This window comes from Flavobacterium profundi (assembly GCF_006491645.1).
GTDB lineage: Bacteria > Bacteroidota > Bacteroidia > Flavobacteriales > Flavobacteriaceae > Flavobacterium > Flavobacterium profundi.
Genome location: NZ_VDCZ01000019.1, coordinates 17,430 through 32,840, shown reverse-complemented (window position 1 = coordinate 32,840; position 15,411 = coordinate 17,430). Strand labels below are relative to the sequence as shown.

Genomic DNA, 15,411 nt, shown 5'->3' with positions numbered 1-15,411 from the left:
TAATTAAATTTTAAAAAAGTAAGTTATGAAAAAAGTAGTTTTAACAGCCGTATTCGCATTCGCAACATTAACAACATTTGCAAACACAAACACAAATGTTATTCCCGTACAAAAAGTAATCCTTCAAGAAGAGTACAAAGAATTACCTGCTGAAGAATTACCAAATGCAGTACAAGAAGCTGTAAAAAGAGATTTTAAAGATGCTAAAATTCAAAAAGCATTTGTAAATGAAAGCAAAGAATTTAAGTTAGAGTTACTAGTTGGTCAAGCTACACAAACTGTTTATGCTGATGCTAACGGAAATTGGTTGAAAAAGGAGTAATATAATTTCACTTTCCTTTTACAAAAATGCTATCTCTTTTTGAGGTAGCATTTTTTATATTATTTTTAAGAAGAATATACCTAGAAAACGCTATTTTTATTTAAAAAAAGAATGCCAAAGATATTAATTGTTGAAGACGACACTACATTTAACCAAATGCTTTTACAGTTTTTAAAGCGAAATAATTATGACGCAACGCCTACTTTTTCTGTAAAAGAAGCACTTATACAATTAGAAAATCAAACATTCGACCTCATCCTCTCCGATTTACGTTTACCAGATCAAGATGGTTTGGCACTGCTTTCTATTATAAAAGCACAAAATAAAGATATCCCTTTTGTATTAATGACCGCCTATGCAGATGTAAAAACTGCAGTAAAAGCCATGAAAACAGGTGCAGCTGATTATATTTCAAAACCTTTCGTGCCAGAAGAAGCTTTATTGGTCTTGCAGAAAATTATATCTACTGATAAAAAACAAGTTGTAATTTCAAAAAAAGAGCTGGCAACCACTATGCCATCTGAATTTTATTGGGGAAAAGGAATTGCTTCCATAAAATTGAAAAAACATATCGATTTAGTGGCACCCACTCCTCTTTCTGTTTTAATTACAGGAGAAAACGGAACGGGTAAAGAAGTAGCTGCTAAAACGATACATGAAAGAAGTAATCGAAGCAATGCTCCATTTGTAGCCGTAGATTGTGGTGCTATTCCTAAAGATATTGCTGGCAGTGAATTTTTCGGACACATTAAAGGTTCGTTTACAGGAGCGATAAATGATAAAGTAGGCTGTTTTGAAGCGGCTTCAGGTGGTACCTTATTTTTGGATGAGATTGGAAATTTAACTTATGAAAATCAGGTATTATTACTTCGCGCTATTCAAGAACGCAAAATTAAACCCATTGGTTCTAACAAAGAAATTGAAATAAACATTCGATTGATATGTGCTACAAATGAAGATTTAAAAACAGCAGTAAGTAATGGTAGTTTTAGAGAAGATTTATACCATAGAATCAACGAATTTTCAATTGGAATTCCGTCTTTACGCGATCGAAAAGAAGATATTGAAGCATTTGCCTCACTATTTTTAGAAAAAGCTAGCAATCAATTGAATAAACCCGTAAGGACAATCTCTAAAGAAGCCTTACAAATACTACAACAATACAATTGGCCTGGAAATTTAAGAGAATTACAAAATTACATTAAAAGAGCTACTTTATTAGCTACTGACGGAACTATAACAATAGCCGATTTACCTGAAGAAGTAACGAGTGCTACAATTCCGTCTATTGATTTAGGTTTGCGAGATGAAGCAGAGAAAAAAGCCATTCTAGATGCCTTAGCCATGACCAATGGTAACAAAAGTAGGGCTGCTGAAATTTTAGGAATTTCTAGAAAAACAATGTATAACAAGATTACGCAATATGACTTGTAACCAGTTTCTCTTTAAACTGATTTAGTTTTTGGAGTAGGTTTTCAAAGGGAAGTAGAATTGCATTCTCTTTGGCTTGCATTTCCAAAGTTTGCAAACTCACAAACAATTCTTTTTCTTCCAATTGACCAATCATGGTTTGCATTTTATGGCTTATAATGGCCACTTGATTCCAGTCTTGATGGTTATATGCTTCGTTCAAACTATGAATATCTAAATTGAGGTCGTTTGTATATTTAGCTATAAATTTTTGAATTTCCTCTGGGTGGTTCCCAATGTACCGCTCTAAAATTTTCACATAGGATCCTTCTTCTTCGACAATAGGATTCATTTTATTACCACTTATTTTAGATAGAAGCGCTAAAAGTTGGTTCGGAGTGTATGGTTTTAATAAAAAATCGTGATAGAGTTTTGTAGTAAACTCTTTTTCATCTGGCACTTGTCCGCTGATAAACACAACAGGTAGCTTTTCTGTATTTGGTAATTCTTTCAATTGGGACACAAAAGTATACCCATCCATTTCAGGCATTTGAATATCAGTTAAAACAATTGAGGGCAGTTGTTTGCTACAGAAGTCTAATGCTTTTTTTCCAGAAGAAAAAGTATAGATTTCTTCAAAATAAGGCTCTAATAAGGATTTTGTTAAATCAATTTGAGACGCATCATCATCTAATAATACAATGCTTTTTAAATCAATGGCATCTTGTTGTTCTCTTTCAGGTTCAGATTGAAATGGTAAAGTAACTGTAAAAATTGCACCTTCGCCTAACTGACTTTCCACATGGATTTTCCCGTCTAATAATTGCACCAAACGCTTGCAAATAGACAACCCTAAGCCAGTTCCTCCATATAAGAGTTCAATGGTATCATTTTCTTGGGTAAAAGATTCAAATATTTTTTCAAAAGCATCCGAAGCAATACCTGCACCGGTGTCTTTTATGGCAATCGTAAGTGTTTCATTTTGAAGTTGGGTCTGAATCGTTACACTTCCTTCAGTTGTAAATTTAAAAGCGTTTCCAATTAAATTATACAAAATTTGCCTAATTTTATTGTAGTCACTATAATACAAAAGACCTTCTGTTTGCTGAATATCATAATGCAAAACAACAGGCTTCTCATGATGTAAATCGGCAATACTTTGAGCCGTTTCTTCTAATAATTCATTCAATTCAAACTCTTGAGAAAAGACTTTAATCTTTCCTTTTTCCATTCGTACATAATCCAATAAATCCAAAACCAACTGCTCGATGTAATGGGTGGCTGATTTAATCTTGATAAGTTTCTCCCTATTTTGTAACGTATTTTCCCTTTCTAACAATTGCGCACTATAGCCTATAACCGATTGCAAAGGCGTTCTAATATCATGACTTACAGCAGCCATTAATTGCTCTCTCGATTCTAATAAGACTTCTGTTTTTTGCTTTTGCAATTCCAATTCTTCTCTATAATTCTTATTTTTAAGAAAATCGGTTGATAATAAAACAAAAAAGAATACTACTAACAACAAACAAACAATTGCAGCTATAGTTAATAATTGCACTGATTTTTGCTGATTTTCGACCTTAGTCTTTCTAATTTTTTCTTGTTCGGCTGTTATTTTTTCTCTTAATTTCAGAATAATATCCGATAATTTTTGAGCGATAAACAACTCGTTTTTAAGCAACTCCACCTCCTTATTCTTAATTGCCATGGTTTGCGCGTTGCTTTTCTTTTGCGATTCTATCAAAATAATTTTGGAAGCGGTAAGGATAGAATCGGCTTCTTGAATAGAAATCGTATTGCTTCTGTCTTTTGGAACATTTTCATTCAAATAATCGACGTAATCTTGTGCGACTCTTTTTTCGTACGGACTTAAATCTTTAGCATTTTTAAATAAATGTTCGATTTTTAATTTCCCTTTGATTTTTTCAATATTTTCAATTTTAGAAACGATTTGCTCAATGGGTAAATCGGTATTGGTTTTGTTTTGAAGTTTTAAAAGACCTAAAACATTTTCCCTTTTATAGACTAAAAACTGTTTTAAACTATCAATAGTTTGGGTATCCAAAGTCAATACTTTAGTTTTTAAACTATCCAATTTCAAGATAATTTTATCATTTTTTTCTAAAAAGGCATTTACATTCTTTTTGCTTTTGGTTTGAAGCGCAATTCTGGAACGATTGTCAGTTTCGTATAAATCTCGAATTAATTCGGTGTACACCAACTGACTTTCATCATTGGTATCCGATTTAAACAATTGATTTAATTGCGATTGCTGATGCAACAAATACCAAACGGCAAAAGCCATTAAGCCCAGCAATAAAAAATAACTGAGCAAGAGCTTGAAAGAAGTATATTTTGATTCTTGTGCCAAAAAATGTTGGATTTAAAACCTACTATTGAAACGCAATTAATTGACGGTTATTTCATCAATAAAAATAAAAGCATCACCATCATAAGGGTGTCCTTGATGCCATTCGGGTAGTTTTCCAAAGTTTTTAGCAACCACTTTCAAATATTTAGCTTTGGTTTGAACCAAAGCCGTAAATTCTTTCAAAACCACTTCATATTCTTTTGGATCTACACTATTCTGTATTGTAGCCGCTTTTATAAAATTTTTACCATCATTTGAAGTGTAAAATTCCACTTCGGTTGGCATCAAAATCCATGCTCGAGTGTCTTGTAGAAAATGTGCACTTATTTTTTTGATTTTTGTTTCCTTTTGTAAGTCAATAACCGCTTCAAAATCCTGAGATTGATACCCTTGCCAATCACCTTTTCTCCAATTTTCGGAACCCAAAATACCGTCTAACAAACCTTCTGGTCCACCGGCGTGATATTGCGGATTGTATTTTGATTGTATATCGATAGTATAATTGTTTGGTTTTTTGAAGAAAGTTGCGGAAATAGTGTTGCTTTGTCCTTGATTCGTTTTTACATAAGCTTCTACAGTTGAAGTCTGCAATATTTCAAAAGGTTTTGTGTATTTAACGAACACTTTCTTTGCCAAATAGTCATCTTCATTATTAATTATAAAATAAATTTCATCATTTGAATTTTGAGATTTTATTTCAATCTTCAATTTGTCTTTAAAAGATTTACTTTCTGCTTGAATTACGGGAACTGGAATAATATTGTAATATTTAGAATAGTTACTGCTCTTAATTGCTTCTTCATAAAAACCACCAATTCTATTTAATTCTTGAGCTGTTGTTAGTTGACTAATTTCATTAATCTTTTCATTGTCAATATTGAATTTTATTCTTTTAAAATATGGAGTTGTTGTTTCCCATTTTGGAATTCCTGGTGTCACTTGATAAATACCCATTGAACTCAACACATACCAAGCACTCATTTGGCCGCAATCTTCATTTCCTATTAAACCATCGGGAGCATTTTTGTAAAAATTGTCTAAAATGTATTTGACTTTTTCTTTTGTTTTTTTGGGTTTCCCAATATAATTGTACAAATACGCCATATGATGACTCGGTTCGTTTCCATGCGCATATTGCCCTATTAAACCCGTAACATCCACTTGTTCGCGACCCGTGGTTTTGCTTTCGCTGTTGAACATTTTGTCTAATTTGGCTTCAAATTTTTCAGGTCCGCCATAAGCATGAATCATTCCTTGAATATCTTGTGGCACGAAAAACGTGTATTGCCAAGCATTACCTTCGGTAAAGTTATTATTCACTTCACGAGGGTCAAAAGGTTTGTCCCAACCTCCATTTTTCTTTGGTCGAATAAAGCCAATCTCCCAATCGAACAAATTTTTCCAGTTTTGAGAACGTTTCATGAAATACTGATACTCTTCTTTTTTATCTAAAAGCATAGCCATTTGTGCAATACACCAATCGTCATAAGCATATTCTACGGTTTTAGAAACACTTTCATGGTCATCATCTATCGAAATAAATCCGTTTTTTTTGTAGGCTTCTAAGCCCAAAACATCTCTCATAGCTGAAGCTTTACTGGCTTCAAAGGCTTTTTCGTAATCAAAACCTTCGATGCCTTTTACCATGGCATCCGCAATCACTGAAACCGAATGATAACCAATCATACAATCGGTTTCATTTGACGCCAATTCCCAAACCGGTAATCTACCACCTTGTTCATACTGCTTGATGAACGTATTAATGTAATCCGCAGTTCGTTTTTTATCAATTAAGGTGTACAATGGATGTGCGCCTCTAAAGGTATCCCAAAGAGAGAAAACCGTGTAGTAATCAAAACCTTCCGCTTGATGGATTTGGTTATCCCGACCGCGATATTTCCCATCAATATCTTGTGCAATATTCGGTTGCATCATGGTGTGATACAAAGCCGTGTAGAAAATGGCCAACTTATCTTTATCATCTGAAGTTACTTCAATTTTATATAATTCTTTGTTCCAAAGTAGTTCTGCGTCTTTCTTGACTTTTTCAAAATCCCAATGTTTGATTTCCGTACTGTTTAATTTTGCGCCTTCATATCCTGTTGGTGAAAGCGATACTTTTACTACTATTTTTTCTCCTTTTTTGACTTTTTTTGAGAAACTAGCTTTTGTAATATTTCCTAAATATTCTGAACTAGCAAAAGCTTTAATCATTTCTAAAGGCACATTAAATTCTATTCGAGCATACACATATTGATCTCGTGCCCATGCCTCACTTCTTCTTAAAATCTCAATAGTTTTATTATCGATAACACGAATTTTTCCATCTAATAATTTATCTCTATGATGTAAATCGAGAATAATATTGGCTTGACCTGCTTTGTTAAACGTATATTCATGAAAACCTACGCGTGTTGAAGCTGTTAATCGAACATCAATGTTGTGTTTGTCTAATTTTACGCTGTAAAAACCTGCGGAAGCTTTTTCATTCGCATGCGAAAAAGCCGAAGAATAGCTTTTATTATCAAAGGAAGGTTCGCCCATGGTTGGCATTAATAGGATATCACCATAATCGGAAACGCCTGTTCCATTCAAATGCGTGTGTGAAAATCCATAAATGATACTATCTGAATAATGATATCCTGAACAACCGTCCCAACTACCATCGATTCGAGTATCAGGAGATAATTGTACCATTCCATAAGGTGTTGTGGCTCCAGGAAAAGTATGTCCGTGACCTCCAGTTCCAATAAATGGATTAACATGTTTGGCATAATCTTGTGACCATGCAAGATTGACAAAGAAAAACAATGACAAAAGAAAATTCCTCATTTTAAAGCTAAAATTAGACTATAAAATTGAGGAATTTTTATGAAGATTGCAATACTTTAGTAGGAGTAATTCATTTGTTTTAGGTTCTCGACTCCACTCGAACCGACAATCTATTAAGCTATAGAATAGATAATTATATGTAAATTCTAAATTTATAATTTAGTCTTTTGTAAAAATAACTTCTATTATATACGTATAATTACTCAACATCTTTGTCAGGTCGAGCGGAGTCGAGACCCTTATTTCTGAAATGAGTTTCGTTTTTACATGTTGCTAATAAAGGTAATAAATCAAAATTATCATTAATTAAAGCTTCTTTCTTAGCTCTACTCCATTTTTTGATTTTCTTTTCAAAATATATTGCCTGATTAGGTTCTGAAAATTCTTGATACCAAGTTAATACAACTGGCCTCCTCTTAAATGTATATGAATCTCTATGAAAGCCTCCATTATGTTCCAAAAGTCTTTTATTCAGATTTGATGTAAAACCTACATAGTAAGAGTCATCTGAACATTTTAGAATATAAACATAATAAAATTTCATGTTTTTAGGCTCTATTTTTAAGGTAAATTATAAATAATCAAATTGCTTTTCATAAGGTTCTCGACTCCGCTCGAACTGACAAAGTCGATTAATTTTGAAATCACTATCTACTTTCTGTTCAAAGCAAAATATAATAAAAAGAGAATATTAAATAATAATTCTCAACTCCGCTAGAACTGACAGTAATCATTTAAAAGCAACTGGATTCTTTAACCTCAAAATCTTAATCTTTTTGAGAAGTAAAGAAACCTAGTAACAACTTAATACAAATAGCTTTTTTTATGTTCGCGACTCCGCACGAACCACTATAAAAACTAAACACCCATAACACCGCGTTTCCCTATTACAGGTAAATCAGTTTGAGCTCTTTCATTAATACTGTTTACTTTAAACATGAATTTTTTATCAAACATTTGGTTGCCAATAAAATAAGACAACATAAATTCGTTGTTCAATTGTAACACATTGTTTTCTAAAAATTCGATTTTTACAGCTGATTTTGGTTCTACTTTAGCAAATGCATGACGCAATTGCATGGTATTTCTGTTTTCTCCATTAATAAGTCCGTAAGCACGAGAAACAATCATTGCCATTTCTAGCGTTTCATTAGTAGCATTTAATAAATAGGCATACCAACAATTTTCTTGGAAATCGTCGCTCCATTCTTGAATAGCAACAATGTGTACATTTTCTACTTTTGGAATTACTATATCTTTTTTCATTACTAAGTCTTAAAGTTTGAAAGTCGAAAGTCTTAAAGCAAAAGAGTTCAACACTCCCAACTTTAAGACTTTCTAATTTTTTTATTTATTTTAAATCGATGATTTGAATTGCTCTAGGAAGCGCACATCATTTTCGTAAAACATGCGAATATCGCCAATTTGATACAACAACATGGCAATACGTTCGATTCCCATACCGAATGCAAAACCAGTATATTCATCAGGATTGATATTACAGTTTTTCAAAACATTTGGGTCTACCATTCCACAACCCATAATTTCTAACCATCCTGTACCTTTGGTAATACGGTAATCAATCTCATTATTCAATCCCCAATAAATATCTACCTCAGCACTTGGCTCGGTAAATGGAAAATAAGAAGGACGCAAACGAATTTTAGATTTCCCAAACATTTCCTTTGTGAAATACAACAACGTTTGTTTTAAATCAGCAAAAGAAACATCCTTGTCGATATATAAACCTTCTACTTGATGAAAAATACAGTGCGAACGAGAAGAAATGTCTTCATTACGGAAAACGCGACCAGGAGAAATTGTTCTGATAGGCGGTTGATTGTTTTCCATATAACGTACTTGCACAGAAGACGTGTGTGTACGCAGTAAAATATCCGGATTCGTCTGAATGAAAAAGGTATCCTGCATGTCTCTTGCAGGATGATATTCTGGTAAATTTAAAGCGGTAAAGTTGTGCCAATCGTCTTCGATTTCTGGACCTTCTGAAACATTAAACCCAACGTTAGAAAAGATATCAATAATTTGATTTTTTACAATTGAAATTGGATGACGAGAACCAATGTTGATTGCCTCACCGGGTCTTGTAACATCTCCGTAAATACCCTTCACCTCTTCTTTACTTTCTAAAAGGTCTTGAATACTCGCTACTTTTTCTTCGGCTGTAGTTTTCAACTGATTGATTACTTGTCCAAATTCTTTTTTCATTTCATTCGGAACGTTCTTAAAATCAGCAAATAAATCTTTTAATATACCTTTATTTCCTAAGTATTTAATACGGAATTCTTCTAATTTCTCTTTATTGTCAGCATGAAAAGCCTTTGCTTCTTCAATATGACCTTTAATCTTGTCTATCATTGCAAACTTAAAATGGTTCGCAAATTTACAAATTATATTTTTTTGTTCTAGTGTAATTCTAAAGTTTATCGGTGAAAGGAAAAAATCTCTTTTAACGAGACCCTTTTTCGTTACCTAATGTAGAAGCGATAAAGCTAATTATAAAAATTTGCATCGCATGGAACAACATGAGTGGTAATAAAATAATACCTGTTGCTACATTAGAAGGAAAAAGAATTTTAGAAAAAACGGTTCCGTGTACCAATGATTTTTTGGTACCGCAAAATTGTGCTGTAATTTGATCTTCTTTGCTAAATTGGAGTTTTTTAGAAACAAAACCTATGCATCCATAAATAAGAATAAAAAGCAACAAGTCAAAAATAAAGAGGTATGTCAAATCGATTAAGCTTACCGAAGCAAATACTTTTTCTTCAAAAGATTCTGAAAAACTTTTGTAAATGATGAGTAAAATAATCGATTTATCAAACAAGGTCAATTGCTTGTTGCATTGTGCTACATATTTCCCTAAAAAACGTTGCAACAAGATTCCAAGGAATACAGGTAATAAGATTTCAGTGCTTAATTTTATATAAATACTTCCTAAATCAAAAGCAACCTCATTTTGTTGTAAAAAAAGACCCATCCAAAGCGGTGTAATCAAAATACCAATTAAACCTGAAATACTGGCATTAAAAATCGCTGCAGGAATATTTCCATTAGCAATAGAAACCATAACAACCGAAGACGAAACAGTTGAAGGTAAGGCCGCTAAAAAAAGAAAAGCTAACCAAATTAATTCTTGTTCTTCAGAAACCAAAAAAGGTTTTGCTACCAAAACTATTATTGGAAAAAGTAAAAAAGTGGATAGTTGCACTAAAAGATGCAATTTCCAATTTTTGAGTCCGCTTTTAATTTTATCGGAATGTAATTTTAATCCATAAAAAAAGAATATCAAGGCTACTCCAATACTTCCTATTAAAGATAAAGGGATCGGACTATTTTTGGATCCAAATTGTGGAAAAAAATAAGCCAATAGGACCGTTCCTAAAATAGCTAAAAGAAACTTATCAACTTTCATACTCCAACCGACTAATCGATGAGTTCTTTTTCTAAAAAGTAGTTGACAATAGCATCTTTCATTAATACTGTTTGTTCTCCGGCTTTTAAAGAAGGTAACTCTTCTTTTACTTTGTAATGTGGCCAACCCTCATTATCGAAATATTCAAATTCGTAATATCCATAAGGTTCTAAGAGACGACAAATGGCAATATGCATCAAATTAACCTTCTCGTCTTTTTTAAATTCTTGTTTGAATTTTCCTAATTCTTGTATACCAATTAAATAGATGATAGATTCTAAATCGAGTTCATCTCCATCGGCAAATTTATCTGATATTATTTTAACCACGTTTTCCCAACGTGCTTTTAATTGTTCGTCTCTTGACATGATTCCAAGTTATAAGTTATAAATTGTAAGTAACCTGAACAGCTAACATAATTTTTTTACAAAGATATAGCTGAAATTTGGTTTTAAATAATTTCTAGTATCTTTATTCTTTGAACTATTGTATTCCAACATGAATTTTATCGATATTGTATTTGCCGTTTTATTGTGTTATGCTTTGTACAAAGGAATTAAGAACGGACTGTTTGTGGAATTGGCCTCCTTGGTTGCTTTAGTAGCTGGAATTTTTATCGCTATCAAATTTTCTTATGTGCTAAAAAACATTTTAGAAACCAAGGTGAGTTGGGAACCCAAATATATCGAAATAACGGCTTTTGCTTTAACTTTTTTACTTGTTGTGATAGCTATTCATCTTTCCGCTAAATTATTGACTAAAATTGCTGATTTTGCTTATTTAGGCTGGATGAATAAGTTGGCTGGAGCTGTTTTTAGTACGTTAAAAACCATTTTATTGTTAAGTATTGTGATTTTATTATTTGAAAAAGTAAACAGCAACAATATATTGGTTAAACAAGAAACTTTAGATGAATCTATATTTTATTCTCCTACCAAAGAGATTGCTGCTTTTATATATCCTAAAATTGAAGAGTGGTACACTGATTTTAGTGAAAAGGAAAAAGTGAAAAGTGAAAAGACTGAAAATGAAGAAAAAGAAGCTAATAATCAACCAACTGATACAGTGCAGGAATAATTATAATTTTTAACTTCCACATCCACCACAACCGCCTCCACAAGAACTTCCACAACTAGAGCCACAAGAACTTCCACAACTTGAACCACAACTTGTACCACATCCTGAAAAATAATTGGAACTCGTATATGTATTTGCTATTGGAATGAATGCGGCTGAAAGTAAGGCTATTCCATTTAAAAAATAATTCCATTCCCAATCGGAAAATTCAGCCTTTGATTTTGGAATAATTTCATTTTTAAAATAATCTGGAATTCCTTTGTAAATCATTATATTCCATGTTTTTTTTAAGAAAAGAAAAGACAAATATAAAGCCAACACTAATAGGAGCACTAAATACATCACGGGTTTATTTCTACCCAATCCAATTATCAATCTTGTCAATCCAATTGCTAGAAACAACACTGTAAACATGTAGTTAAAAAGGAATAACTTTATATTTTCTTTTGAGAAATTAATAGCTTCTTTAATTGTATTTGCTGCTTTGGGAATTTTTGAAAAAATAGGTTTACTCAATAATACCATCAATAAGTGACTATATTTTACACTACTTTTTGAATCAAAAGAATCTAAAATACAGTTTTCTAAAATACTATCTAATTTTTTACCTCTATTTGACTTTATTATTTCTTTAGAATCTGTAATTTTTAATTTTTTTTCTACTAAAAGGTAATTCACATAACCGTGAATAACAACTTTCAATTGATTCGTTTTCAAATAAATTAATTCACTTGCCGTTAGGTTTTTAATAATTTCATTACTTACAATTTGCTTTCGGTTTTTTCCAATTGTAATTTCATTATAAATGTTCAAAAAGAGATAAAATATTATTCCTAAAGAAACATACATTATTAAAAATATGGGATTGTCAATAGTTACAAATACATCGTAAAGAACAACTCGAAACAATACAACTAAAATGAGCAATGTTAGCAAACCAATAGCTATAATAGAACTAAAATGTATTTTTGATTTTTCAATTTCTAATGCTGCTGCAAAGGAATTGTATTCCCAAAATAGTTTAGGCTGTTTACCAAAATTACTTTCATAAATCGCAGTCGTGTGTGTTTTTGCGGTTAGAAATTTATCTTGTTCTTCTTTGTTATGTGTGGAAGGAATATGCTGAATTTTCTTACCTAAAAGCGCACAAAAATCAGTATATGATTGTGTAAAAATTAAGTGTTGGTGCCAAACTATGTCTACAATTTCAGAAGGGGAAACCATTTGATTAGAAGTTGTCGCTAAATACATAAACTTCTTGTATTCTTCAATGGCTTTTTTAGTAAAATATTCGGTCCATTCGTTTTCATAAGCCAAACGAGTAGAAAACCCATATTCGGAAACAGGAAAATCAAAATCAAATTTTTCGATGGTTTCCCAAAGTTCTTTATTCATGAAAAATAAATTTCTATTTACTCAAAAATAGAAAAAAAACTAATCTTTCAATTCTCTAATGGCCTCTTTTTTAATCCAACCTTCCGATTTGTCAGTAAGCTCAATACGTTTCCAGTTTTCTAGAGTTTCTTTTACAAAAACTTTAGTTCCCTCGTGTAGCATAAAAGCATTTTCCGAACTGGTTTTGGGTTCTGTTTTTACATTAACTAATTCCTCAAAAACAATAGCGGGTCGAATGACTTTATCTTGCCTGTTCAACACATAAGCAAACAACACACTACAAAATAGAAATGCTAAAATGAAAAACATCCCTACAAAAAATATTCTTTTGATTAAGGCAGTTGCAGAAAAATAGTAACCAATAAAAAACAATAGAAAAAAGACGGAAAAACCAACCGCTAACCACGCCCAAATTGTTACATTAAAAAAACCTATCGTTTTTAAAAAAAAGTTAGAAAAACCCACTTTAGGCGATACCTTAATATCATCTATGGCTCTATTTTGTGCAAAGGAAAGATTCGTTTTTATCGCTTCATCAGAAGGATTTAAAAGGAGTGCTTTTTCAAAATTATAAATCGAAGGTGCTATTTTACCTAACTTATAATAGCAATTCCCTAAATTAAAATACAATTCAGAAGATTCTAGTTGATTTTGATTGAGAATGCTTTCATATTTTTCAATTGCCTCTGTATATTTTTCTTTTCTATATAAATCATTTGCCGCGTCAAAAAGTGCCGTAGCATTATTTTGTCCAAAAAAGAATGGGCTTATTAATAAAAACAAATACACTATTTTCTTCATTTTCATTACAATTGTTTTTCAAGTTCGGAAATTAAGGTTACCGCTTTTTCAAAGTCTTGCTGCATCGCTACATCAGTAGAAGGTGCATAGCGAGCAAACTCACAATCATTCATCAATTGAATAAATTGTGCAATCGTTTCTCTCTGTGCTTGTTTATTCTCTAATATTTCTTGGATATTTTCTTTACTCATTTCGGAAGTCTCAATATGCAATTTTGCTTTCAAGAAATTATGTAACGCTTTTTCCATTGCCATGTAGAATGGAATTTTATTGCCCAATTGTTTTTTAGCTTCAGAAAGGTATTTTTTAGCCAGTTTATTATTTCTTCTGATTTTATTCCCAAATTCATCCGCATCAATCGCTTCTTTTTTCTTTCTACCCAATACAATTAATGGAATGAATAAAAAGGGAGCTATCACTAAACCATAGAATAATTGGGTTCCAAAAAAGGCTTCTTGATTTTTCGCAACAAAATCAGATTTCAATTTAATAAATTGAAAGGTATTATTTTTAACTACTTTTTGCTTATTTTCATCCGTAGAAGCTACATCTTGTTTAGAAGAGGTAAAGTTTGGATTATCCAAAACATTGATTGTAATTGCTTCAGAAGAAATGGTTTTGTAAGATTTCGAACTCAAATCGAAATACGAAAATTCTATAGGTTTTAAAGTGTATTTCCCTTTAAATTGAGGAATAATGGTGTACTTGTCTGAAATAGTACCGTTCATTCCAGATAAAGGCGTGTTTACTTCTTCTTTATGTTCTGGATCGAAAACTTCAAAGGCACTTGGAAATTCAGTTTTAGGCAAAGTAAATAACTTTAAATTACCTGTACCCGTTACCTTAATTTCTAAATCTAAAGATTCTCCTGCTCTAAGTTCTGTTTTAGAAGGTTGTACTTCAAAATTAAATTTACCAACCGCTCCGCTAAAACTAAGTGGTTTTCCAGCATCAGGTAGCGGTTTCACATTTATAGTTTTGGCACCTGCAGAAATTGTTTTGGTTACCGATTGATATTCTGGTTCCATGAAGAAATTTCTTCTTCCAGTTGGCACATCTATATCTAAATTAATAGTCAAGGGTTCAAGTGGTTTTGCGCCTGATTCTTGAGGATAAAGAATTACTTTTCTCCAAACTACCAAAGCATAATCTTGACCTTCATATTTTCCTTGAACGGCTTCTAATTTATCAATATTAATTTGTTGGCTCCAAAACCCATTGTATTTTGGATTGTCTACTTCTTGTACATTTCGAACTTGAAATCGAGGATTAAAGTACAGTTTATAGATAACAGTAACAGGTTCGTTTAAATACGGGTTTCCATTTGAAACCTCAGCTACTAAATGAACGCCCTCACCTACTTTATAATCTGGATCATTTGGATCTTTAGGTAATTCCACTGCATCTGTTACGGTAACTTTTACAGGTAAGGTTTTGTAGGTTTGTCCTTCAAATTCAATAATACCTTGTTTGATAGTTAGCGTACCCTTTTGAGTAGGCTGTAAGACATAAGCATAACTTCTACTAAATGATTTCACACCATTTACCCAAGAAAAATTGGTAGATTGAAATGGGCCACCCACAACTCTGAATCCTTCAAAATTAGGTGCTTGAAAGTTATCACCATCTTCATTTATTGCAAATGTTACTTGCAAACGTTCATTCAAACCAATAGTAGACTTACTCACTTTAGCTTCAAATTTAATTTCTTGAGCTAAAAGAGCTGTTTGTATAAAAAGTAATAGTATAATAAAAACTCTTTTCATT

Annotated in this window: 13 protein-coding genes; 3 read left to right on the top strand and 10 right to left on the bottom strand. The window is 32.0% G+C overall.

The window, feature by feature from the left end; genetic code table 11:
• Positions 1-25 precede the first annotated feature (25 nt).
• Both FHG05_RS17660 and FHG05_RS17655 read left to right on the top strand, forming a co-directional pair.
• Complete coding sequence (locus tag FHG05_RS17660; protein ID WP_140999440.1) at positions 26-322, top strand: hypothetical protein; 297 nt, start codon at positions 26-28, stop codon at positions 320-322.
• Positions 323-433: 111 nt separating this feature from the next.
• A complete protein-coding gene (locus tag FHG05_RS17655; protein ID WP_140999439.1) occupies positions 434-1,756 on the top strand; it encodes a sigma-54-dependent transcriptional regulator in 1,323 nt (440 codons plus the stop codon).
• Here the strand turns inward: FHG05_RS17655 and FHG05_RS17650 are convergent.
• The 7 genes from FHG05_RS17650 to FHG05_RS17620 all read right to left on the bottom strand — a co-directional run bounded on the left by FHG05_RS17650 (position 1,737) and on the right by FHG05_RS17620 (position 10,739).
• Positions 1,737-4,106, bottom strand: a complete 2,370-nt coding sequence (locus FHG05_RS17650) for an ATP-binding protein (RefSeq protein WP_140999438.1) — start codon at positions 4,104-4,106, stop codon at positions 1,737-1,739. The two genes, FHG05_RS17655 and FHG05_RS17650, sit on opposite strands and share 20 nt — an antisense overlap.
• A 36-nt stretch (positions 4,107-4,142) precedes the next feature.
• Complete coding sequence (locus FHG05_RS17645) at positions 4,143-6,938, bottom strand: GH92 family glycosyl hydrolase (RefSeq protein WP_140999437.1); 2,796 nt, start codon at positions 6,936-6,938, stop codon at positions 4,143-4,145.
• A gap of 199 nt (positions 6,939-7,137) precedes the next feature.
• Positions 7,138-7,482, bottom strand: coding sequence for a GIY-YIG nuclease family protein (locus tag FHG05_RS17640; protein ID WP_140999436.1), 345 nt, complete (start codon positions 7,480-7,482; stop codon positions 7,138-7,140).
• Positions 7,483-7,796: 314 nt separating this feature from the next.
• Positions 7,797-8,204, bottom strand: coding sequence for a hypothetical protein (locus FHG05_RS17635; RefSeq protein ID WP_140999435.1), 408 nt, complete (start codon positions 8,202-8,204; stop codon positions 7,797-7,799).
• Positions 8,205-8,294: 90 nt separating this feature from the next.
• The gene (gene pheS, locus FHG05_RS17630; protein WP_140999434.1) at positions 8,295-9,314 is read right to left on the bottom strand and encodes a phenylalanine--tRNA ligase subunit alpha; all 1,020 of its coding nucleotides are present in this window, start codon (positions 9,312-9,314) and stop codon (positions 8,295-8,297) included.
• Between the two features lie 91 nt (positions 9,315-9,405).
• The gene (locus tag FHG05_RS17625; RefSeq protein WP_140999432.1) at positions 9,406-10,371 is read right to left on the bottom strand and encodes a bile acid:sodium symporter family protein; all 966 of its coding nucleotides are present in this window, start codon (positions 10,369-10,371) and stop codon (positions 9,406-9,408) included.
• Between the two features lie 11 nt (positions 10,372-10,382).
• Positions 10,383-10,739: a hypothetical protein gene (locus FHG05_RS17620; RefSeq protein WP_140999431.1), complete on the bottom strand. Its 357-nt coding sequence runs from the start codon at positions 10,737-10,739 to the stop codon at positions 10,383-10,385.
• Between the two features lie 130 nt (positions 10,740-10,869).
• Here FHG05_RS17620 and FHG05_RS17615 point away from each other — a divergent pair, with 130 nt between their 5' ends.
• Positions 10,870-11,448 carry a CvpA family protein gene (locus FHG05_RS17615; RefSeq protein ID WP_140999430.1) on the top strand — a complete coding sequence of 193 codons (579 nt, stop codon included), beginning with the start codon at positions 10,870-10,872 and terminating at the stop codon, positions 11,446-11,448.
• Positions 11,449-11,457: 9 nt separating this feature from the next.
• On the opposite strand, the gene FHG05_RS17610 is transcribed toward FHG05_RS17615, so the two are convergent.
• Genes FHG05_RS17610 through FHG05_RS17600 form a run of 3 tightly spaced genes read right to left on the bottom strand, consistent with a single transcriptional unit; the run spans position 11,458 to position 15,410 of the window.
• Positions 11,458-12,843: a glycine-rich domain-containing protein gene (locus tag FHG05_RS17610; RefSeq protein WP_140999428.1), complete on the bottom strand. Its 1,386-nt coding sequence runs from the start codon at positions 12,841-12,843 to the stop codon at positions 11,458-11,460.
• Positions 12,844-12,882: 39 nt separating this feature from the next.
• Positions 12,883-13,650: a tetratricopeptide repeat protein gene (locus FHG05_RS17605; protein ID WP_317130155.1), complete on the bottom strand. Its 768-nt coding sequence runs from the start codon at positions 13,648-13,650 to the stop codon at positions 12,883-12,885.
• The gene (locus FHG05_RS17600; RefSeq protein ID WP_140999426.1) at positions 13,650-15,410 is read right to left on the bottom strand and encodes a BatD family protein; all 1,761 of its coding nucleotides are present in this window, start codon (positions 15,408-15,410) and stop codon (positions 13,650-13,652) included. The genes FHG05_RS17605 and FHG05_RS17600 overlap by 1 nt, the downstream gene beginning before the upstream one ends.
• Position 15,411: the final 1 nt, after the last annotated feature.